This window comes from Nocardia sp. NPDC004718, from assembly GCF_053601535.1.
Window position 1 is genome coordinate 1 of sequence record NZ_JBSGCA010000054.1, and the last position, 20,062, is coordinate 20,062.

Here is a 20,062-nt window from a genome sequence, read left to right on the forward strand (position 1 = left end):
CCCGCACCCGCTCCCGCCCCCGCCCCCGCGCCCGCTCCGGAGGCGGCCCCGGTCCCGGCCCCGATGCCCGCCCCGGCCCCGCCGGTCTACGCGGACAACCTGGACGGCTGGATCCGCCAGGCGCTCGACATCATGTCGGCGAACGGCATCCCCGGCACCTACAACGGCATCTACCGCAACATCATGCGCGAGTCGACGGGCAATCCCCAGGCCATCAACCTGTGGGACTCCAACGCCGCCATGGGCATCCCGTCCAAGGGCCTGCTCCAGGTGATCGACCCCACCTTCGCCGCCTACCACGTCGCCGGCACGCCGTTCGACATCTGGGACCCGGTCGCCAACATCGCCGCCGCCTGCAACTACGCGGCGCACCGCTACGGCTCGATGGACAACGTCAACAGCGCGTACTGATCCACACCGCCACGCAGCCTCCCCATCCATCGGATGGGGAGGCTGCGGCGCTTTCCGGCCGTGTCCGCACGGTCGGCCAGGCGCATCTGCGGCTCCGGCAATAATGGTGCACATCCCCGCGACCCCTTGGACCTTGCCGTGACCGACTACGCACACAACGACGCGGCGGCCAAGAGCCGCGCCGAGAAAGCACGCCGGCTGGCGAGTTACCTCTGGCCCCGTGGCATCACCGGCTCCGAGGTGCTCGCGATGCCCGCGCCGGTACGGCGCAAACTCGCCAGGGCCGCCGGAACGAATCCGCCGAGCACCGACGAGACCTGGACCGCGGTGGCACGGCTGCTGACGGAGAAGGACGACTGGGCCGCCCGACATCCGCGGCATCCCGCGGCCCGGCGCGAGCACACCGACGAGAAACTGCTCTGGGTGAAGCCGCCGATCACGCCGTGGTCCTGAGTTTCCGCGAAAATCATTGTGCTTCAACCTTTTCCGCGTCTACTACAGACTTCCGTAGACTAGCGTCATGCACCCGCCTACGCAGCCGTCACGATGACCGAGCGCAAGCCGCCGAAGCAGACCTTCGAATCGTGGGTCGACAAGCAGATCCGGGAGGCGGCCGAGCGCGGCGAACTCGACAACCTGCCCGGTACCGGCAAACCGATTCCCGGGGTGGGCACGGCTCCCGACGAGGACTGGTGGCTGCGCGCATATCTGCGGCGCGAAGGAGTCAGCGGGGACGCGCTGCTGCCCCCGTCGCTGTTGCTGCGACGCGATATCGAGCACCTGCCCGAGACCGTGCGTGATGCGACCGGCGAGCGGGAGGTGCGAGCCGCCGTGAGCGAACTCAACAAACGCATCGTGGAGTGGCTGCGGATGCCGCAAGGACCGTTCGTGCCGATCGCTCCGGTGAACGCGGACGAGATCGTCGAGCAATGGAGGCGCGCACGCGAGGCCGCAAGGCCGGAACGCGCGCAACCCAGCCTCGAAGCCACCGGCCCCGCCCCAGCGCAGGCCGGCCGCATCGCGCCGCGTCCACGCCGCCGGTGGTGGCGTCGATGGCGGCGGCACGACACCGAAGCCGGATAGCGGCGGGAACGAACGGCGATCAGGCGCCGAGTTCGGTCACCTGCTCGACCTCGGTGATCACCTTGTCCGCCAGCGCGCGCAGCGCACGCGCCTCACCCGGCGTCATCAGCTCGACGAAGACGCGACGGACCAGATCGACATGGTTGGGCGCGGCCCGCTCCAGCGCCACGCGCCCCTGCGGCGTGAGCTGCACGATGATGCCGCGGGCATCCTCCTCCGCGGGGCGCCGCTCGACCAGTCCGCGCGCGTCCATCCTGGCCAGATGCTTGGACAGCCTGCTCTTCTCCCAGCACACCTCGGTGGCCAGCTCCTTGGCGCGCAGACACCCGTTGGCGGCTGCCGACAACGCCACCATCAGCTCGTAGTCCGCCAGGGACAGGCCGTCTTCGGCCAGCCCGGCGGAAATCGCCCCGTCCAAACGCTGGCGCAGGCGCACGTAGGCCTGCCACGTCGCCTGCTCGTCGTCACTCAACCACCGGACCATGGGAATGAAGTGTAGTCACCGTTGGTTGACATGGACACCAACTCCTGAGGAGGTTCCCATGCCCGCCGTCACCGTTCCCGACATCATGGTCCTGCCACGCCTCCCCCGCCCGGACGCGACCCTGCGCCAACGGCCGGTCCGGAGCGTGGTCACCGCGCACAAACAGCGCGAAGGCGCGGGATTCGAGGTGCGCAGGCCGTTCCCCAGCATGGATCTGCGCACGGCCGATCCCTTCATCCTGCTCGACCAGATGGGTCCGGTCGCCTACGAACCGCACGAGGCGAAGGGTGCCCCGTGGCATCCGCACCGCGGCTTCGAGACGGTCACCTACATGCTCGACGGCACCATGGTGCACCACGACTCGCAGGGCGGCGGCGGCATCATCGGCGAAGGCGACACCCAGTGGATGACCGCGGGCTCCGGCATCCTGCACGACGAGGTCCCGCCGGAGGAGATGGTCGCCTCCGGCGGCTGGTTCCACGGCATCCAGCTCTGGGTGAACCTGCCGCGCGCGCTCAAGTTCGCCACGCCGCGCTACCAGGACCTGCGCGCTGGCGAACTGACGCTGGTGAGTTCGCACGACGGCGGCGCGCTGGTGCGGCTCATCGCCGGAGAGGTCGGCGGATTCACCGGCCCCGGTTCGACATACACCCCGATCGCCTACGCCCACGCGTCGATCACGCCCGGCGGGAGCCTCGAAACACCTTGGCCGCAAGAGTTCACGGCGATGGCGTACGTGCTGTCCGGCAGCGGCACTGTGGGCGCGGAGCGCAGGCCGCTGAACGAGGGGCAGCTCGCGGTCTTCGGCCACGGAGACGCGATCAGCGTGACAGTCGATGCGCGCCAAGACAATCGGACCGGAGCGCTCGAAGTCCTGCTGCTCGGCGGACAGCCGATCCGCGAACCGGTGGTGCAGTACGGGCCGTTCGTGATGAACACCCGTGCGGAGATCATCGAAGCGATGGAGGACTACCAGGCCGGTCGCATGGGAAACATCCCAGCGGAGCACATCCGCGGCGCCGGGACGACCGCCTGAGCCACGGCACCGGGTGCGATCCCCTAATCCCCTAGTTCCGTCCCCGCGAGGTTGACAAGAGAGCGGCCCGTCACAACAGTGGATGCGGCGTCCGGTCGGACGCCCATCCACCGCAGCAACCACATACATAGAGGAATACATGAACGTTCGCCGGCTCTCCGTCAGCGCGGCCATCGCGGGATTGACCTTTCTCGCGGCTCCCGCCGCCCTAGCCGCCCCTCCGTCCGGATCCGCCGGAACGGGCTCCTCGGCCGTCGACACCGGCTCCGCCGCGACCGGCTCGGCCGGTCTGTCGCAGACCGGTTCGGCCGGTGGCGCCTACGCCAACTGCGACGACGCCCGCGCCGCGGGACACGCGCCGCTGTTCCGCGGCGAACCGGGCTACGGCCCGCACCTGGATCCCGACGGCGACGGCTTCGCCTGCCCGACGGTCTGAACCGACCGCGAAACGACGACACCCGGTGGGCATCGCCACACCGGGTGTCGTCGTTTTTCCAGCTCAGCGGAAGATCTTGAGCAGCACCAGCCCGACCACCACAGCGGCCGCGCCGATCAGGCTGTATTTCACCTTCGGCTCGTTCAGCTTCGAGACCACGATCTGCTTGGTGTCGTCCGCGATCCGATGCGGGTCCGCGCGTACCGCGAGTTCGTCGAGCGTGCTCGCCAGCCGAGTGCGGGCGGCCTCGATTTCGTGCTCGATCCGCTCGGTATCCCTTGCCACGTTCCACCCTCCTGTTGTCGATTGCCGCACCCGGTGCACGAATCGCGCCGCACGCTCGGCCGTTCGCGGAGCACCCGGGGCTCGCGGACGAGTCTATCCGCCGCCACGCGCCGCTATCCGGCCGCGCGCGGATCTCCGGTCGGAACCTTCGGATACCGTGCAGAAGGTGACCACCAACCAACGACTCTCCCCGGGCGACACCGCCCCCGACTTCACGCTTCCCGACGCCGACGGCAAGGACGTCTCGCTGTCGGACTACCGCGGTCGCAAGGTGATCGTGTACTTCTACCCCGCCGCGAGCACGCCCGGCTGCACAAAGCAAGCCTGCGACTTCCGCGACAACCTGGCCGACCTGGACGGCGCGGGCATCGACGTCGTCGGCATCTCACCGGACAAGCCCGCCAAGCTGGCCAAGTTCCGCGACGCCGAACGGCTGACCTTCCCGCTGCTGTCGGATCCCGATCGCGCCGTGCTCACCGCGTGGGGCGCGTACGGCGAGAAGACCATGTACGGCAAGACGGTCGTCGGCGTCATCCGCTCGACCTTCCTGGTGGACGAAGCGGGCAAGATCGCCGTCGCGCAGTACAACGTCCGCGCCACCGGCCACGTCGCCAAGTTGCGCCGCGATCTGTCGGTGTAGCGCGGGCAACGAAAAGCCCGGCGCCACAGGGGCGCCGGGCCGAAGTCGGGTGGATCGGATCAGACCTGCCACACCTGCTGGGCTGCCCACTGCGCCATCAGGCGAAGGTGCTCGTCCCACCAGTCCGCGGCTTCCGGGGTGAACACGGCGGGTGGTGGGGCCTCACCGGGGAACAGCAACGCGGCGTCGGGTGCGCCCACCTTGCGATCGGTCGGAACCCCGGTCCCCGGCAGGAGCGGCTCCGGGGTTTCCGTCTCCGGCCCGGTTGTCGCGTCCGCGGCGACCAACGGCAACGGACTATGCCGCGGGGCGAGCCCCCCGCGCTGGTCCGGAAGCCACACTCCGGTCGTGGTGGCATCGCCGCCCCGCGGCCCGTCGAACGACTCGTCCGCCTCGGTGTCCGCGGGACGGACCGGCTCTACCGGATGCGTCGCGCCTGCTCCTTCGATCCGGGCGTCCGCCACGACGGTCGGCGTCGGCCGCGCGGAATCGTTCAGCAGATAGCTCCCGCCGACGACCATTCCGCTGGCCAGCACGCCGGCCGCGGCGAACACCGCGACGCCGCCGCGCGCCCGACTCGACTCGCTCACCGGCCCGACGTAGCTGTCCTGCTCCAGCCGGGCGCTCAACGCCGCACCCGCGGCGGACGCGAAAGCGCCTACGGTGCACGGGATTACCGGAGCCCCGAATTTCTCGACCGCCGTCAGCACCGCGGAGCCCGCGCCCGCCGAGCCGATCAGCGCAACCGCGTCCGGTCGCGCGCCGGCCGCGTCCAGCTGATCCCACGCCGCCGTGACGCCGATGCCCAGCGACCGGGGCGTCGCCCGGCCCGCCTGCCCCACGGCGGCGAGCACCCGGCGGCGGCCCCGGTCGACCAGGGTGAACGCGTGGTACCCGGGCACCACCTCGCACACCAGCAGGTTGTCGTAGGCGTCGAGCCATGTCATCATGCTCGCCACGCTCAGGTGGGCCGATTTCACCGAGACCATCGAGGCGCTGTGCCACGGGCCTGCCGCCAGCCGGGTCACGATGGCGCGCCGCTCCGGCGCGTCCCGATAGGCGACGGCCACGCCACCGACTTCCCGCTCCGAGCCCAGCCCGGCGGCCAGGGCGTCCAGCGCGGCCTCGACCGCCTCGGCCACGTCCGCCTTGCTGTCGCCGTCCGTTCGCTCGATCCGGCGCAGCAGCACCCGATCGGCCAGCTTCCTGCCGTCGGCGAGCGCTACCGCGTGCACGGCACCGCGTTCGGTCGAAACGCCGAGAGTCACCACAGATTCAGCTACCACTGATCACGCCTTCCCCTCTGTGCATTGACCGAGCTCACGGGCTTGCCGAAAGCCATGAGCCCCATGGATTCCCCTGCTCGGAACACACGTCGCGATGCACGCGCGCTCGGTATATGTTCGATGCCGCATCGGTTACGGATGGGTAGCGGAAATCAAGTCAGCTGGACGCGAACGGCGGATGCGCGTATCGCACGCTTGTCCCTACCGTTAGCCTGGATGCGTGGAAGTACGCGCGGAGGCCAGGGTGAAGCACCGTCTGGACCCTGCGTTGGAGCTGCAGGACGACCCACAGGAGCTCATGCCGCGACGCCGGCCGACGCAGGAACGCAGCAAACGAAAGTTCGACGCCTTACTCCAGGCGTCCAGGGAGCTGCTCGTCGAGGTCGGGTTCGAGTCGTTCACCTGCGAGGAGGTGGCGGCCAGGGCGGAGGTGCCGATCGGCACGCTGTACCAGTTCTTCGCCAACAAGTACGTCATCGTCTGTGAGCTGAATCGCCGAGATCTGGTTGCCGTATCCCAGGAGCTGGCCGACTTCCACGGCGAGATTCCCTCGCTGGACTGGTTGCGGCACATGAACCAGTTCGTCGACCACCTGGCCAACCTCTGGATGACCGACCCGTCCCGGCGGGAGGTGTGGCTGGCCATGCAGTCCACGCCGTCCACCCGGGCCACCGGGGCGATCCACGAGAAGCAGTTCGCCGAGGTCGTGTCGCAGATGCTGCGGCCGCTCACGCCGCGCACCCCGCGGCCACGGCGCACCATGATGGCCGAAGTGCTGGTGCACGTGGTCTATTCGATGCTCAACTTCTCCGTGCAGGACGAGCAGAGCAGCGCCGACGCGGTCGCCGAACTCAAGCGGCTGATGGTCGCCTATCTGCTGGTCGCGGAGAAGGAATCGCGGACCGGCGGCCAAAAATAAGTGGTGGTCCCGGCCGGAACCGGGACCGACCGCGCGACTCAACCGGCGCTGTCGCGGCCTTCGATGAGGTCGGCCAGCTCGCCCGGATCCTCCAGCACCACCATCGCCGCGGCGGTGTCGCCGTCGTGGGTCAGCGAGAGGTGAACCCTTACCCGGGGCAGGAATTCGGCGGCCAGGCCGTGCAGCTTGATGCTCGGCCTGCCCCACGCGTCGTTGACCACCTCGATCAGCGGATAGGGGTTGTCCCCGATCTGCGGGCGGCGGGCGAACCGCGACGACGCCCATGCTTTGAGCACCGCCTCTTTCGCCGCCCACCGCGCCGCGTAGCTGCGCGCCGGGTCGGTCCCTTTGCTCTGGCAGTAGCGCCGCTCACCCGCGGTGAAACTTTCCCGGAGCATCGTCGTTCCGGCGCGTTCGAGCTGTTCGGCGAACTCGGAGATGGTCACCAAGTCCAAGCCGATACCGAGGATCGTCATAGGCGGGCAGCCTACGACGTCCTCGGCGAGCCCGCGCACGGACCCGGCGCGGCGAGTTGCCCCGCCGCGCTTCCGGTTACGCGCATCCGATGCCCTTCGCGCGGTAGGCGCCGTCCTGATCCAGGCGCGCCTCCGGCGAGAGCAGCACGTCGGCCTCCAGCTGACGCGCCCGCTGGGAGGGGGTGCCCTCCCCGCCGAGCCTGCGATCCGCGGGACGTTCGTACAGCGGCGCGCCGCCGCACATCGCCTCCACGAACCGCTGGCGGCCGGCCAGCTGACGCTCCTGCGCCGTGCGCTGGTACTCCTCGCGCCGTCCCGGCTCGATGGCCTGGATGAACGCCTCCGGGTGCACGATCGCCAGCAGACCGTTCACGTGGCCGAAGCCGAGCGAGGTGACCAGACCCGCCTTCAGCGGAAGGCGACCGCCCAGCCGCAGCGGTTCGCGCAGCCACACCAGGTGCGGGAAGGCCAGCATCTTCTCGTCGACGCAGTCGAGGCTGCGGTTCGGCGGGATGACGCCCTGCTCCAGCACCTGGCACAGGCCGATGAGCTGGAATGCGGCCGCCCCGCCCTTCGCATGCCCGGTGAGGGTCTTCTGCGAGACGACGAACAGCGGAGCGCCGTCCGAGCGCCCGATGGCCGTCGCGAGCCGCTCGTGCAGTTCCGACTCGTTCGGGTCGTTGGCGGCCGTCGAGGTGTCGTGCTTGGACACCACCGCGATCTCGTCCGGGGTGACGCCGAGCTTGCGCAGTTCGGTCGCCAGCCGGGATTCCGTCCCGCCACGACCGGCGCCCAGCGCGCCCAGACCCGGAGCCGGGATGGACGTGTGCACGCCGTCGGCGAAGGACTGCGCGTAGGCCACCACGCCCAGCACCGGCAGGCCCATCTCCAGCGCGACGCTGCCGCGCGCCAGCAGGACCGTGCCGCCGCCCTGCGATTCGATGAACCCGCCGCGGCGGCGATCGTTGGCGCGGGAGAAGTACCGGTCGCTGATGCCCTTGGCGCTCATGGCCGCGGAATCCGCGGTGGCCGACATGTCACCGAAGCCGACGATGCCCTCGATGCCGAGATCGTCGTAGCCGCCTGCCACGACCAGATCGGCCTTGCCCAGCCGGATCTTGTCGACGCCCTCCTCGACCGACACCGCGGCGGTCGCGCAGGCCGCCACCGGGTGCACCATCGCGCCGTAGCTGCCGACGTAGGACTGCACCACGTGCGCCAGCGCCACATTCGGCAGCGCCTCCTGCAGGATGTCGTTCGGGCGCGACTCACCGAGCAGGTTGTCGATGTACAGCGAGCGCATCGAGGACATACCGCCCATGCCGGTGCCCTGCGTGTTGGCGACCAGCGAGGGGTGCACCCAGCTCATCAGCTCAGCGGGGCTGAACCCGGAGCCGATGAACGCGTCGACCGTGCAGACGATGTTCCACAGCGCGACCCGGTCCACCGAAGCGGCCATATCGGGCGAGATGCCCCAGATGGTCGGGTCCCAGCCGGTCGGGATCTGGCCGCCGACGGTGCGCGACAGCTTGGCGCGGCGCGGCACGCGGATCTCCGTGCCCGCTCGGCGCGTCACCGTCCAGTCGCCGGAGTCCGCGACCGGTGTGATCACCGTGTGCTCCGGATCGGCGGCGTGGAAGGCACGCGCCTCGGCCTCGCCGCCCACCGTGAACGACAGGTCCTGGTCGAGGAAGACCGAGGTCATCAGCGGGGCCGAATTGTCGGTCATGGCGCCGTCGTCCTCGTAGCGGCGCACACCGCAACGGGCGACCACGGCGTCGTGGTAGCGCTCGGCCAGCTCGTGCTCGGGGACGTAGTCACCGGACGCGGCGTCGTACCAGCCCGGCTTCGGGTCGTTCTCCCAGGTGACCATGCCGGTGGTCCAAGCCAGTTCCAGCACGCCCGCCGCCGACAGCTCGTCGGAGACCTCCATCTCGAAGCGGGTGCGCGCCGAGCCGTACGGGCCCAGCTCGCCCGCGCCGACGATGACCACCATGTCGGCCGGATCCGCCGTCACCTCGCCCCACTCGGGCATCGGCAGCGCGGAGGTCACGGTCGGCGGCGCGGGCAGCGCGGCGATCGTGCGACCCGCGTCCGCGTCGGTCTCCGCCTCCGCTTGCTCCGCGGCCTGCTTCGCCAGCGCGGGCAGGTCCAGCTTGGCCCTGGCCAACCCACCGGTCAGGTCGATCTGCTGCGGGCCGGTCGCGGTCACCTGGCGGGCCCGCGAGGTGCACCACTTGAGCAACTCGTCGGCCATCTCCGCGGTGGACCAGGTCTGCACACCCGCCTTCTCGACCGCCTCGACCATCGGGTCGTTGTGGCCCATCAGGCCGGTGCCGCGCACCCAGCCGATCAGCGCGTGCACCAGGGTGACCCGGGTCGACCACGACTTCTCGGCCCGCCACTTGGCGACCACCGCGTCCAGTGCCGCCTTCGACTCGCCGTATGCGCCGTCGCCGCCGAACATGCCGCGGTTGGGCGAACCCGGCAGCACCACATGCAGTTTCGCGTCCACGTCGTGATCGGCGCCCAGCTTGGACAGCCCGCCGATCAGCCGTTCGACCGACCAGAGCAGCACGCGCATCTCCATTTCGGCGCGCGCGCCCGCGTCGGCGAGGTCACCGGCCACCCGCGGCGCCGCGAACGGCAGCAGCAGCGTGGGGGTCATCGCGTCCTTGACCTTGATCTTCGCGCCGCCCGCGCTGTCGACCTGCTCGGTGCCGATCCAGTCGATCAGGGCATCGACGTCCTGGTAGGACGCCATGTTGGCGGGCACCACCCACAGAGCCGCGCCGTGCCGGGCGTTGTCGCGGTACAGCTTCCGGTAGAAGGCGAGGCGTTCGTCGTTCAGCGACGAGGTGGTGACCACGACCGTGGCGCCACCGCTGAGCAGCCTGCCGGTCGTCGCCGCGGCGATGGATCCCTTGCTCGCGCCGGTGATCACCGCGATGTCGGAGGACCACAGCCCGGGCTCCTCCGTGCTCAGCGCCGCCTCGGCGATGCGCTCGTACAGGCCGGCCAGCACCGAGCGCGCTTCGTGCATCGCCCGCTGCCGCCACCAGTTCGCCTGCGCCGCAACGGCTTCTCCCGCACCGATGAACCCGCTGATCGGTCCGTTCGCGCTGCCGGCGTCGTCGGCGAGCCACAGCCGGGCCAAGTCCTCGCGCGCCGTGGCCCACCGGTCGTCCAGCAGCACCGCCTTGCGGGCGTCGAACGCCGGCGCCACGAGACGCGGCCAGTCCGAACCGAGTTCGGCCGACACCAGATCGACCAGGGAGTTGTCGGTCGCTTCCGGCGCGGAGACGCGCTCGGACAGTCCGAGCTGTTCCAGTACGACGCGCGCGGCCGTGGCGAGCACGCCGTCGCGTCCGGTGATCTGCTCGGTGAACTCGCCCAGCGCGGCGGCGTCGACGGTCGCACCGCCACCGCCGCCCGCCGAGGGCAGCGACACCGCGACACCGCGACGGGCCGCGACGGCCTGCACGGCGGCATCGATGGCCGCGTCGACCGACGCGGCGTCGCCCAGCGCGCCGGAGACCAGGCCGCCCAGGTCGCCACCGCGCACGCTGGTGCCTTCCCTGGTGCCGAGCGACACCTCGGCGGTCACGTGGCTGGCCCACCCGTCACCGAGTTCCCAGACCTTCTTGACCCGGTCCGCGATGGCGGCCGGACGCTTGCCGGACGGCCCGAACACCTTGCGCAGATGGTCGCCGATGGCGTCGGTGAGCACCGTGCCGAACGGACGGTAGGTGCGGGCCAGCCGCTCCACCGTCGCGGACAGCGCCCCCATGTCGGCGTCGGCCGCCCCGTCGATCGCGCCGAGCGAGAGCTCGGAGCCGAGGTCGACCAGCAGCTGGTTGCGCCGGGACGACACGCCGTCGCACAGGCCCTCGATGGTGTCCACCGGGCCGATCTGGTCCAGCCGCAACTTGGTCCACAGCGCGATCAGCACGCGCGTGGCGTCGGCGGCGGTGAACGCGATGTCGTCCGGACGCGGGCCGCCCGAACTCGGGGCGGGCGCGGCCACGGGGGCGGCGACGACGGCCGCTGCCGGAGCCGCGGCGGCGGCAGGCTCCTCCACCGGCTCGTCGACCGGGGCGGGATCGGTGTCGGTCGCGTAGACGATCGCCGCCTCGCGCTCGATGTTGAGCACCTCCACCTTGGCTCCGCCGAACGCGGGCAGCTTCAACGTCTGGCTGGCCAGGTTGGCCACCGTCGGCGTCGCGCCGAGACCGATCTCGATGAACCGCTCGATGCCGAGGCCGCCCTGTGCGGGGTCGGTGAACAGCAGGTCCTGCGTCTCGATCCAGCGCACCGGGCTGGCGAACTGCCACGCGAGCAACTCGATCAGCACCACGCGGCACAGCTCGGTCGGCCGGGCGGCCCAGCTGTCGAAGTCGGCCAGCACCTCCGCGAGCGGTTCGGACGGCACCAGGTCCGCGATCTCTTGCACGAACGCCCGGTCGAGCGTGAACAGCCTCGGCACCAGGTTCGGGATGTAGCGGCCGATCAAGGTCTCCGGGCGCAGATCCACCGGCAGCAGCTGCTCGAGCTTCTGCCGGAACTCCGGAACGCCCTTGCGCAGCACCGTCGAGTGGAACGGCACGTCGATGCCGGGGACCAGGATAAACGCCCGCTTGCCGCCGAATTCGGCGCGACGACGGTCGATCTCCTGCTCCAGCGCGTCCAGCCCGGCCACCGTGCCCGCGATCGCGTACTGCGAACCGCGCAGGTTCAGGTTGACCACCTCGAGGAACTCCCCGACCCGATCGCCGACTTCCTTGACGAAGCCGACGACCTCCGCGTCGGGCAATCCGATCTGTGAGGGCCGGATCGCAGCCATCCGATAGTCGCTGCGTCCCTGCGCATCCCGCGGCACCAGCTCGTGCATCGCGGAACCGCGCTGGAACACGACCTCGAGCACCGCCTCCAGCGGCAGCACTCCGGCGACGGCGGCGAGCGCGTTGTATTCGCCCACCGAGTGGCCCGCGAGCAGCGCGCCCTCGACGAACGCACCGGACTCACGCAGTTCCGCCACCTGAGCGACGCCGAGAGTCGCCATGGCGACCTGGGTGAACTGGGTCAGATGCAGCACGCCGTCCGGGTGGCGGTGTTCGACGCCGCGCGCCTTCAGGTAGGTCGGGTTGTCGCGCACCACGGCGAGAATCGAGAAGCCGAGCGCCGCACGGGTGTGCTTGTCCGCGCGGTCCCAGATCTCCTTGGCCGCCTTCGACCGGGAGCGGGCGTCCAGCCCCATCCCCTTGCGCTGGATGCCCTGTCCGGGGAAGGCGTAGACGGTCTTCGGCGCCACGGTGCGACCGGTCGCGGTCATCACCAGCTCGCCTTCGGCGCGGCAGGAGACCTCGACGACCTCGCTGCCCGCGTCGAGCGCGACCCGCTCGACGCGCACGTCGATCTGCGCACCGGGACGGACCATGCCGAGGAACCGGGTGGTCCACGCGGTCACCGTCCGCGCGGGCACCGGACTCGTGGGATCGACCGCCGACACCACGTGCTGAGCGGCCGCCGACAGCCACATGCCGTGCACGATCGGGCTGCCGAGCCCGGCGAGCTTCGCCGCGGCATCGCTGGTGTGGATCGGGTTGTGGTCGCCGGAGACGGCGGCGAAGGCGTGCATGGTGCGCGGAGCCACGATCGTGACGTCGCGGCGACGCCTGCGCGGGGTGTCGGTGGCCGCGCCGGACACCGTGCCCGCCGCGCGCGGCGGATCGGCCAGTTCGCCCGCGCCGTTGCGCCCGCGGATCGCGAACCGCTCGGTGAGGGTGGCCAGCACCGGCATCGACATCCCGGTCTCGGGCTTGTCCAGCATGGCGGTGATCCGCACGTGCACCTCGACGACCCGGCCCAGGTCGGTGTCGACGGTCTCCCCGGCCTCCGCGCGCACCGCCAGCACACTGGTCTCAGCGGGCAGCGCACCGGCGAGGTGCACTTGGTGGTCCAGGTGCACCAGGTCGAGCATGCCCTCGATGACGCTCTCGCCCTTCGCGGTGCGGGTCGCGCCGAGCACCGCGAACACGGCGGGCCAGCACGCGCCGACCAGCACGTCCGGCACGGTGCGGCCGAGCGTGCTCAACGTGGCGGGCAGGCCGGAGCCGGTGACCCCGGCGTGATCGGCGATCAGATCCGGCGTCCAGGCCAGATTCACGTGGGCGACCTTGCCCTTGACCTCGGGCAGAGCCTGGCCCGCGGCGACGGCGAGCAGCGCGGCCATGGCCTCGTCGGCGTCGGCCTCGGTGACGACCGGGGCGCCACCGTTGTAGACCGAGGTCGGCACGGTGATCCGGATGCGCACCGCGTTGCCCGCCAGCAGCGGGACGGTCAGCTCCACGTAGGCGTGCTCCGGCTCGCCGCCTGCGGTCTCGACCAGCGTCGCGCCGCTGGGCGGATGCACCGCACCCTTGCCGTCGACGACCCACTCGGACAGGTCACCGAGCCGGTGCACCGGGCTGATCGCGGTGCGTCCGGCCCACTCCACGTCCGGGGCGGCCAGCACGGCGTCGATCGGGCCGCTCGTGACGCCCGCCGTGCGACGCGCGTCCACCGGGGTGGGCGCCACGCCCGCGCGCACCAGGGAGTAGGCCGTGTCCTGTTCGAAGCGGTCGAGCAGTTCACCGACCGGCTCGTCGACCCGGGTGATGCCCGCGACCGCGACCGTGCCGGGAATGACGCACACCTGATCGGCCGAGTAGCGCGGATCGTGCGCCTGCCACAGCGAATCCGAGCGCCACCAGCGACGCACGTCGCCGTCCACGACGGGCACGAAGTTCACCGGCTTGCCCGGGGTCTTGCACAACGCGATGAAGAACGGGACGTCGGCCGGGTGCAGCAGCGTCTGCGCCGTCGCGGGGTAGGCGTCCTTCAAAGCGCACAGCGCCGCGACCGGGTTCTCGAAGTCGTCGTCGCTCGCGAACAGCGTGGGGATCTCGCCGCGGTCGGCCGGGTGCAGCCGGGATTCGGTGCGGCGCACCATTTCCGCGAACCGGTCCCGCCAGGTGATGTCCAGCCACACCGAACGGGTCGCCTCGGCGATCGCGTCACCGAGGTCGCTGCCGCAGTCGAAGTCCTTGCGACGGTCCAGCCCGACCGCGAGCTCGACGTAGCGCTCCAGCCAGTCCTGGTAGGTCATGGTGGCCAGGTCGCCGAAGTACGGCTTGGCGGTGACGTTCAGCGCCGCGATGATCTCGTCGCGACGCGCCGCGACCGCCTCCGCGTCGCCCGCGACCTCGTCCAGCAGTCGGCCGGTGCGCGAAGCGGCGTTGTCGATCTCGTGGATGTCGGCGCCCAGCTGGCTGCGGCCCGAGGCCATGCCGCCGGACGCGGTGCCCGCACCGACCCAGTCGGGCGTGCCGGGAGTGTCCACGAGCAGTTGCTTGACCTCCGGCGCGGTGGTGGCCTCCAGCGTGGCCATGGCCGCCGTGCCGACCAGCACGCCGTCCAGCGGCATCACCGGGTAACCGTGCCGGACCGCCCACTGGCCGGTGAGGTACTCCGTCGCGCGCTCGGGGGTTCCGATGCCACCGCCGACGCACACCACCACGTTGGCGCGGTTGCGCAGCTCGGAGTAGGTGTCCAGCAGCAGGTCGTCCAGGTCCTCCCAGGAGTGGTGACCCCCGGCCTTGCCGCCCTCGATGTGCATGATCACCGGGTAGTCCGGGACCTCGTCGGCGATGCGCAGCACGGCCCGGATCTGGGCGACCGTGCCCGGCTTGAACGCGACGTGGCTGATCCCGACCTCGGTGAGTTCCTGGATCAGCGCGACGGCTTCCTCCAGCTCCGGAATACCCGCGGTCACGATGACGCCGTCGAACGGGGCGCCGGCCGTGCGGGCCCGCTGCACCAGTCGCTTACCGCCCAGCTGCAGCTTCCACAGGTAGGGGTCGAGGAACAAGGAGTTGAACTGCACCGAGCGTCCCGGGTGCAGCAGCGTCCGCAGCTCGGCCACCCGGTCGGCGAAGATCTGCTCGGTCACCTGTCCGCCGCCGGCCAGCTCCGCCCAGTGGCCCGCGTTCGCCGCGGCCGCGACGATCTTCGCGTCGACCGTGGTCGGAGTCATGCCCGCGAGCAGGATCGGCGAGCGCCCGGTCAGCTTGGTGAAGGCCGTCTCGACCACGATGCGCCCGTTGGGCAGCCGCACCGGCCGCGGCGCGAACGCCGACCACGGGGCCGCGGGCTCCGGCGCGGCACCCGGGGTGAGCAGGCTGCGCTGTCCGGCGCGGGTAGCGGCCGCGATGATGCCGAGGCCGGTGCCCTTCAGCGTGCCCCCTGTGACGCGGGAGAGCAGGTCGCCCGGGCCCAGGTCAAGGATCCACTCCGCGCCCGCGGAGATCACGCCGTCGACGACGTCCACCCAGTCGATCGGATCGACCAGGATCTGCCGCGCCAGCTCGCCAGCCAGCTCCTTGTCCAAGCCGCACTGGTCGGCCCAGCTGCTCACCAGGTCGACGGTGTCGGCCAGCGCCGGGTGGTGGAACGCCACATCGACGGCCACGTCCTCGAAGACCGGAGCGAACACCGAGCCGCCGCGCACCTTCGCGTCGCGCTCGCGCGCCTGCTCGTCGTGGATCTGCGCGCACCGCTGCCGCACCCGCTCGAGTTGCGCGGGCGGCCCGGACAGCACCGCGCGCCGACGTCCGTTGCGGATCGAGACCACCACAGCCGCGGCGGGATCGGCTCCGTCACACACCTCGGCCACCACGGCGCCGAGCTGCTCGGGATCGACATTGGACACCGCGACCATCGGCGAGCGCTCGCCCACCGGCATCAGCCCGCGCCGCCGCGCGACCAAACCCGCTGCGGCGCCGATCATCTGGGCTACCGCGAGGAGCTCCGCGTCGCGGGCGCCACCGGCTTCGACCGCGGCGGCGGCGAGCAGACCCTGCGAATGCCCGACGATCGCGACCGGCGCGTGCTCGGCCGGATCGAGACCTTGCAGCCGCAGCGCCCGCACGGCCGCCACCTGGGTCAGCAGCACACCGGGCATGGACACCGCAGCCGAGCGCAGCACGGCGTCGGACGGGGCCGCGGAGACCTCGCCCTCGTCACCGTCGGCGAGTTCGTTCTCCAGCATCCAGCCGATCGGGTCGAAGCCGACCGGACGAACCACCAGCAACTGCGCCGCGACGGGCTCCAACAGCGCCGCCGCCTCGTTGACCAGCGCGGTCAGCTCCGGCTCCAGCGCGCTGTCGCGCCCGATCTCCTCCAGCTCGCTCAGCCACTGCGCACCCTGCCCACCGAAGGCGAGCGCGTACGGCACGCCGCCGAGCAGACGATCCAACAGCGGCGACCGCGCCCCGCCCGACGCGGCCTTCCCGGCGGCGGCAGCCACCTTCGTGCTCTGTCCGGCTTCGGTCTTGGTGCTCTCGTTGATCGTCAAGACGCTTCGACTTCCTTCTCCATGCGACATGCCTCGGCGACACGCCGGTCCCTACCGGTTCACGAGTGATCGCGGTTGATCGGCCTGATACGGGCGAGGATGACACAGAATCATGAGGAAATCCTCACGTTTCCCCCTGGGCGCGCCCACTACTAGAGAGTATTTGAGTACATACGTACCAGAATAGTCGTAAACATGACTCTGCCTCATGTTTGAACACGCTGGTCCATCGGGTTACCAACACGTACGAAACATGAGTGCCCCTCACATTGAGGTTTGCCAAATCGTTATAATCCCAGGTGAGGTTACTGACGAGTACGCCACGCCAACCCAATGCTTCGCGATGACCGATTGGCCCGGTAGAGTTTGGACGGTCGTACCATCAAGCGCGAGTGGCGAAATTGGCAGACGCGCCAGATTTAGGTTCTGGTGTCCACGGACGTAGGGGTTCAAGTCCCCTCTCGCGCACAGATTCACGTCAGTCGTGACACTTTCCCGAGCCGCCTGTCGGAGTGCGCTCGCACACGCGGATGCCACCAGTGGAAATACGCCCTGAACTGCACCGATTCCTGGCACATCTGCCAGGTCTCTAGACACCTACCCCCTGCGAAAAGTTTGCTGACAGGGTCGATCCGCGGTGATCGCGCCGGTCATCCCACCGAAGGCGCCGTTGCGGGAACTCGGTTACGGACCGCAGGTCACGAACCGCGTGGTCCGTCCCGTCGGCGATCACGTCGTCTGCGGAATCCGCGCTGTCGGCGACGGCGGTCGCGTTCTCGACCGGCTCACCTCACCGCTCTGGATCGGCGCCGCCATGGCACTCATCTGGTGGCGCGCCCAGATCGAGATAGGGCAACGCCATGAGGAGGGTGGACAATGCCGGGTCACGTTCCGGTCAAGAGGCAGGCTCGACGGTGGCGTCGACATGATCGGTCGACGCGGAGACCGGCCGGATGAAGCCGAGGGATCGGACGATGCGCGGCTCGCGCCGATGCCCCCATTCGCCGCAAGACCCTGCGACTGCTACTGCGCCCGACAGGGAAGACGGCGGGCATTATAGATGGGTTAATGCTTCAACTTTCTACAATTCTGCAAAACCGCGTACAATTCGAGCAGGTCGGGACTGTCCCTGGAGCCTCATCATGTTCGACAGAAAGAATTCACATACAAAGTTCGCCCGGTTAGCGGCTGCCGCCGGTATAGCCGCAGTTGCCGCAGTTCCGGTCGTCGCAGCTGCGGCGCAAGCGCCTACCGCCCGCGCAACGACGCCCACGTCTGCGACCCAGCTCGTCGACAGCCCTGGTTGGGGTCACGGCGGCGGCTGGGGTTGGGGCGGCGGCGGCTGGGGCCGCGGCGGCTGGGGTTGGGGTGGCGGCGGCTGGGGCCGCGGCGGTGGTTGGGGTTGGGGTTGGGGCGGTGGCTGGGGTAACGGCGGCTGGGGGTGGTGGAACCCCGGCTGGGGTGGCTGGGGCAGCTTCTAGCGCCGGTGACCGAGCCCGGACACGTACAGCGTGCCGGGCTCGGTCGCATCGAGCACGGCTCATGTGAGGCCAAGTTCGACCGACCGGGCTGGAGCTGGTGACGAGATGAAGATCGTGTGCGTCGGTGGCGGGCCGGCCGGGCTGTACTTCGCGATTTCGATGAAGCGGCGCGACCCGGCTCATGACATCACGGTGATCGACCGCGATCCCGCTGGGTCCACCTATGGCTGGGGCGTCGTGTATTGGGACGACCTGCTCGACATTCTGTATCGGAATGACCCCGACAGCGCCCAGGCGGTCCGTGCCGGGTCGGCCCTCTGGCGTGAACAGGAAATCCATGTACGTGACGACCCGCCCGCATATTTCGGGGGCTACGGGTTCAGCATGGGGCGCGCGGCATTGCTCGACGTACTTTCCCGGCGGGCGAGCGACCTGGGCGTCGATGTCCAGCACGGGCGAGAGGTGCACGATCTGTCCGGCTTCGGCGACACCGATCTCATCGTCGCCTCCGACGGCGCGAACAGCCGGGTACGGCGGCTGGGTGATGATCGTTTCGGCACGTCCGTCACGCTGGGCGAGAACCGATATGTCTGGCTCGGTACGGACAAGGTCTTCACCCGATTCACCTTCGCTTTCGAACACACCTCCGCCGGATGGATCTGGTTCCATGCCTACCCGTCGATTACCGGGAAAATCAGCACCTGCATCGTTGAGTGCCAACCGCAGACTTGGCGTGGACTGGGATTCGATTCCCAGGACAACCTGAAGACCTTGCGCGTTTTGGAGAACATATTTACGCGCACTCTCGACGATCACTCCTTGCTCAGCACCACACGAGGCGAAGCAGCGAGGTGGAGCCGCTTTCCCGAGGTGACCAACAAGACCTGGTATCACGACAACGTGGTGCTGCTCGGCGACGCAGCGCACACGACGCACTTCACCATCGGTTCCGGCACCCGGTTGGCAATCGTCGACGCCGTCGTGCTCGCACAGAACCTGTACGAGCATGCCGAGCTCACCGACGCGCTGGAGAACTACGATGCGCAGCGCCGTGCTGCGCTGCGCCCGATCCAGGCGGCCGCCCGCACCAGCATGATCTGGTTCGAACACGCTGACCGGTATCTCGACCGCGGCCCCGTGCAATTCGCGTATGCGATGGCGGCTCGGCACGGGCCACAAATGCCGTGGCGATATCAGCAACACCTGCTCACACAGATGCCCACTGTGCGCAAGATCCGGCGTGCCATCGACTCCGGACGGCGGTGGTGGCGCGCTGCTCGGCGAGGGGAACTCGCGATGGCAAGAGTGGTCTCAACTCACCGGCCGCGTTTCCTCAGCCCAGCTCGCCAGTAACCGCAGGGCGGTTTGCGAGGCCGACCCGTCTTCGACTGTATGCGCGATCAGCGCTTGGTCCGGATCGTCCGGGAAGCGCAGGGTTTCGAAGCCGAGGTCCAGTTCGCCGACCACCGGGTGCCGGTAGACGTACCGGCCGTGTGTCTTGTCCTTGATCTGGTGCTCTGCCCACGCTTTCCGGAATTCCGCGCTGCTCGCGGAAAGCTCGTCGAGCAACGCCGCCGTTTCCGGGTCGTCCGGGTGACGCCCGGCGTCGAGTCGGAGGTAGGCGGCCACGTCGCGCGTCTTCTCCGGCCAGTCGGCGTAGAGGCTGCGCATGCCTTCGTCCAGGAAGACGAGGCGGGCCAGGTTCCGCTGGGCGGGTGGCAGTGCGCCGAAGTCCGTGATCAGCGCGGCGGCGAGTCGGTTCCAGGCCAGGACATCGGTGTTGCGGCCGACGATGTACGCGGGCACGTCGGCGGCCGAGTCCAGCAGCCGCCGCAACCCCGGCCGGACCCGCTGCGGCGCATCCGCGCGGTCGCCTTCCGACCAAGGTCGTGCGAGCCGGTACAGGTGCTGCCGCTCGACATCGTTCAGGCGCAGCGCCCGGGCGACCGCATCCAGTACGGCTTCGGAGAAGTGCAGGGTGCGCCCCTGTTCCAGCCGCACGTAGTGGTCGACGCTCACCCCGGCGAGTCGTACCACCTCCGCACTCCCTACGGCAGTAGCTGCGGACACTCGGCTAGTGCATCGTCCAAGGACGTTGACACGGTACGCCATCGCGATGGTGGCTTTGATC

14 protein-coding genes and 1 tRNA gene are annotated in these 20,062 nt (G+C 69.8%); 9 read left to right on the forward strand and 6 right to left on the reverse strand.

Going from position 1 to position 20,062, the window contains the following annotated elements:
* From ACWEH3_RS29780 to ACWEH3_RS29790, 3 genes are all read left to right on the forward strand, one after another.
* The coding region (locus ACWEH3_RS29780; protein ID WP_452358426.1) for a transglycosylase SLT domain-containing protein at window positions 1-411 on the forward strand (411 nt) is incomplete at its 5' end.
* Between the two features lie 138 nt (window positions 412-549).
* Window positions 550-864 carry a hypothetical protein gene (locus tag ACWEH3_RS29785; protein WP_356968314.1) on the forward strand — a complete coding sequence of 105 codons (315 nt, stop codon included), beginning with the start codon at window positions 550-552 and terminating at the stop codon, window positions 862-864.
* Window positions 865-957: 93 nt separating this feature from the next.
* A complete protein-coding gene (locus ACWEH3_RS29790) occupies window positions 958-1,494 on the forward strand; it encodes a DnaJ family domain-containing protein (protein ID WP_450019760.1) in 537 nt (178 codons plus the stop codon).
* A 19-nt stretch (window positions 1,495-1,513) separates the two neighbouring features.
* Here ACWEH3_RS29790 and ACWEH3_RS29795 read toward each other — a convergent pair whose 3' ends face one another.
* Window positions 1,514-1,978, reverse strand: coding sequence for a MarR family winged helix-turn-helix transcriptional regulator (locus ACWEH3_RS29795; protein ID WP_452358427.1), 465 nt, complete (start codon window positions 1,976-1,978; stop codon window positions 1,514-1,516).
* A 58-nt stretch (window positions 1,979-2,036) separates the two neighbouring features.
* On the opposite strand from ACWEH3_RS29795, the gene ACWEH3_RS29800 reads away from it, so the two are divergent.
* Together ACWEH3_RS29800 and ACWEH3_RS29805 are read left to right on the forward strand one after the other, a co-directional pair.
* Entirely contained in the window at window positions 2,037-3,014 is a 978-nt protein-coding gene (locus ACWEH3_RS29800; RefSeq protein ID WP_450019764.1) for a pirin family protein, read from the forward strand.
* Between the two features lie 139 nt (window positions 3,015-3,153).
* On the forward strand, window positions 3,154-3,450 hold the full coding sequence (locus ACWEH3_RS29805) for an excalibur calcium-binding domain-containing protein (RefSeq protein WP_355075846.1): 297 nt from the start codon (window positions 3,154-3,156) through the stop codon (window positions 3,448-3,450).
* A gap of 63 nt (window positions 3,451-3,513) precedes the next feature.
* On the opposite strand, the gene ACWEH3_RS29810 is transcribed toward ACWEH3_RS29805, so the two are convergent.
* Entirely contained in the window at window positions 3,514-3,735 is a 222-nt protein-coding gene (locus ACWEH3_RS29810) for a DUF3618 domain-containing protein (protein ID WP_379254230.1), read from the reverse strand.
* Between the two features lie 166 nt (window positions 3,736-3,901).
* Between ACWEH3_RS29810 and bcp the strand changes: the two genes are divergently transcribed.
* Window positions 3,902-4,375 carry a thioredoxin-dependent thiol peroxidase gene (gene bcp, locus ACWEH3_RS29815; RefSeq protein WP_355075844.1) on the forward strand — a complete coding sequence of 158 codons (474 nt, stop codon included), beginning with the start codon at window positions 3,902-3,904 and terminating at the stop codon, window positions 4,373-4,375.
* Window positions 4,376-4,434: 59 nt separating this feature from the next.
* Here the strand turns inward: bcp and ACWEH3_RS29820 are convergent, their stop codons facing one another.
* Window positions 4,435-5,661, reverse strand: coding sequence for a hypothetical protein (locus tag ACWEH3_RS29820; RefSeq protein WP_452358428.1), 1,227 nt, complete (start codon window positions 5,659-5,661; stop codon window positions 4,435-4,437).
* Between the two features lie 298 nt (window positions 5,662-5,959).
* On the opposite strand from ACWEH3_RS29820, the gene ACWEH3_RS29825 reads away from it, so the two are divergent.
* Window positions 5,960-6,580: a TetR family transcriptional regulator gene (locus ACWEH3_RS29825; RefSeq protein WP_450023696.1), complete on the forward strand. Its 621-nt coding sequence runs from the start codon at window positions 5,960-5,962 to the stop codon at window positions 6,578-6,580.
* A gap of 38 nt (window positions 6,581-6,618) precedes the next feature.
* On the opposite strand, the gene acpS is transcribed toward ACWEH3_RS29825, so the two are convergent.
* Window positions 6,619-7,056 carry a holo-ACP synthase AcpS gene (gene acpS, locus ACWEH3_RS29830; RefSeq protein ID WP_043721202.1) on the reverse strand — a complete coding sequence of 146 codons (438 nt, stop codon included), beginning with the start codon at window positions 7,054-7,056 and terminating at the stop codon, window positions 6,619-6,621.
* Window positions 7,057-7,132: 76 nt separating this feature from the next.
* Window positions 7,133-16,450 carry a fatty acid synthase subunit beta domain-containing protein gene (locus ACWEH3_RS29835; protein ID WP_450023690.1) on the reverse strand — a complete coding sequence of 3,106 codons (9,318 nt, stop codon included), beginning with the start codon at window positions 16,448-16,450 and terminating at the stop codon, window positions 7,133-7,135.
* A gap of 386 nt (window positions 16,451-16,836) precedes the next feature.
* On the opposite strand from ACWEH3_RS29835, the gene ACWEH3_RS29840 reads away from it, so the two are divergent.
* Together ACWEH3_RS29840 and ACWEH3_RS29845 are read left to right on the forward strand one after the other, a co-directional pair.
* Window positions 16,837-16,918 (forward strand) — tRNA-Leu (locus tag ACWEH3_RS29840).
* A 1,118-nt stretch (window positions 16,919-18,036) separates the two neighbouring features.
* Window positions 18,037-19,284 carry an FAD-dependent monooxygenase gene (locus tag ACWEH3_RS29845; protein ID WP_450023688.1) on the forward strand — a complete coding sequence of 416 codons (1,248 nt, stop codon included), beginning with the start codon at window positions 18,037-18,039 and terminating at the stop codon, window positions 19,282-19,284.
* Here the strand turns inward: ACWEH3_RS29845 and ACWEH3_RS29850 are convergent.
* Window positions 19,243-19,968, reverse strand: coding sequence for a helix-turn-helix transcriptional regulator (locus ACWEH3_RS29850; protein WP_450023686.1), 726 nt, complete (start codon window positions 19,966-19,968; stop codon window positions 19,243-19,245). The two genes, ACWEH3_RS29845 and ACWEH3_RS29850, sit on opposite strands and share 42 nt — an antisense overlap.
* Window positions 19,969-20,062: the final 94 nt, after the last annotated feature.

Excerpts from the sequence above, each read along its gene's own strand:
- ACWEH3_RS29845 (WP_450023688.1), top strand. The coding sequence starts at position 18,037 with ATGAAGATCGTGTGCGTCGGTGGCGGGCCGGCCGGGCTGTACTTCGCG.
- acpS (WP_043721202.1), bottom strand. The coding sequence starts at position 7,056 with ATGACGATCCTCGGTATCGGCTTGGACTTGGTGACCATCTCCGAGTTC.
- ACWEH3_RS29805 (WP_355075846.1), top strand. The coding sequence starts at position 3,154 with ATGAACGTTCGCCGGCTCTCCGTCAGCGCGGCCATCGCGGGATTGACC.
- ACWEH3_RS29795 (WP_452358427.1), bottom strand. The coding sequence starts at position 1,978 with ATGGTCCGGTGGTTGAGTGACGACGAGCAGGCGACGTGGCAGGCCTAC.
- ACWEH3_RS29800 (WP_450019764.1), top strand. The coding sequence starts at position 2,037 with ATGCCCGCCGTCACCGTTCCCGACATCATGGTCCTGCCACGCCTCCCC.
- ACWEH3_RS29790 (WP_450019760.1), top strand. The coding sequence starts at position 958 with ATGACCGAGCGCAAGCCGCCGAAGCAGACCTTCGAATCGTGGGTCGAC.
- ACWEH3_RS29825 (WP_450023696.1), top strand. The coding sequence starts at position 5,960 with ATGCCGCGACGCCGGCCGACGCAGGAACGCAGCAAACGAAAGTTCGAC.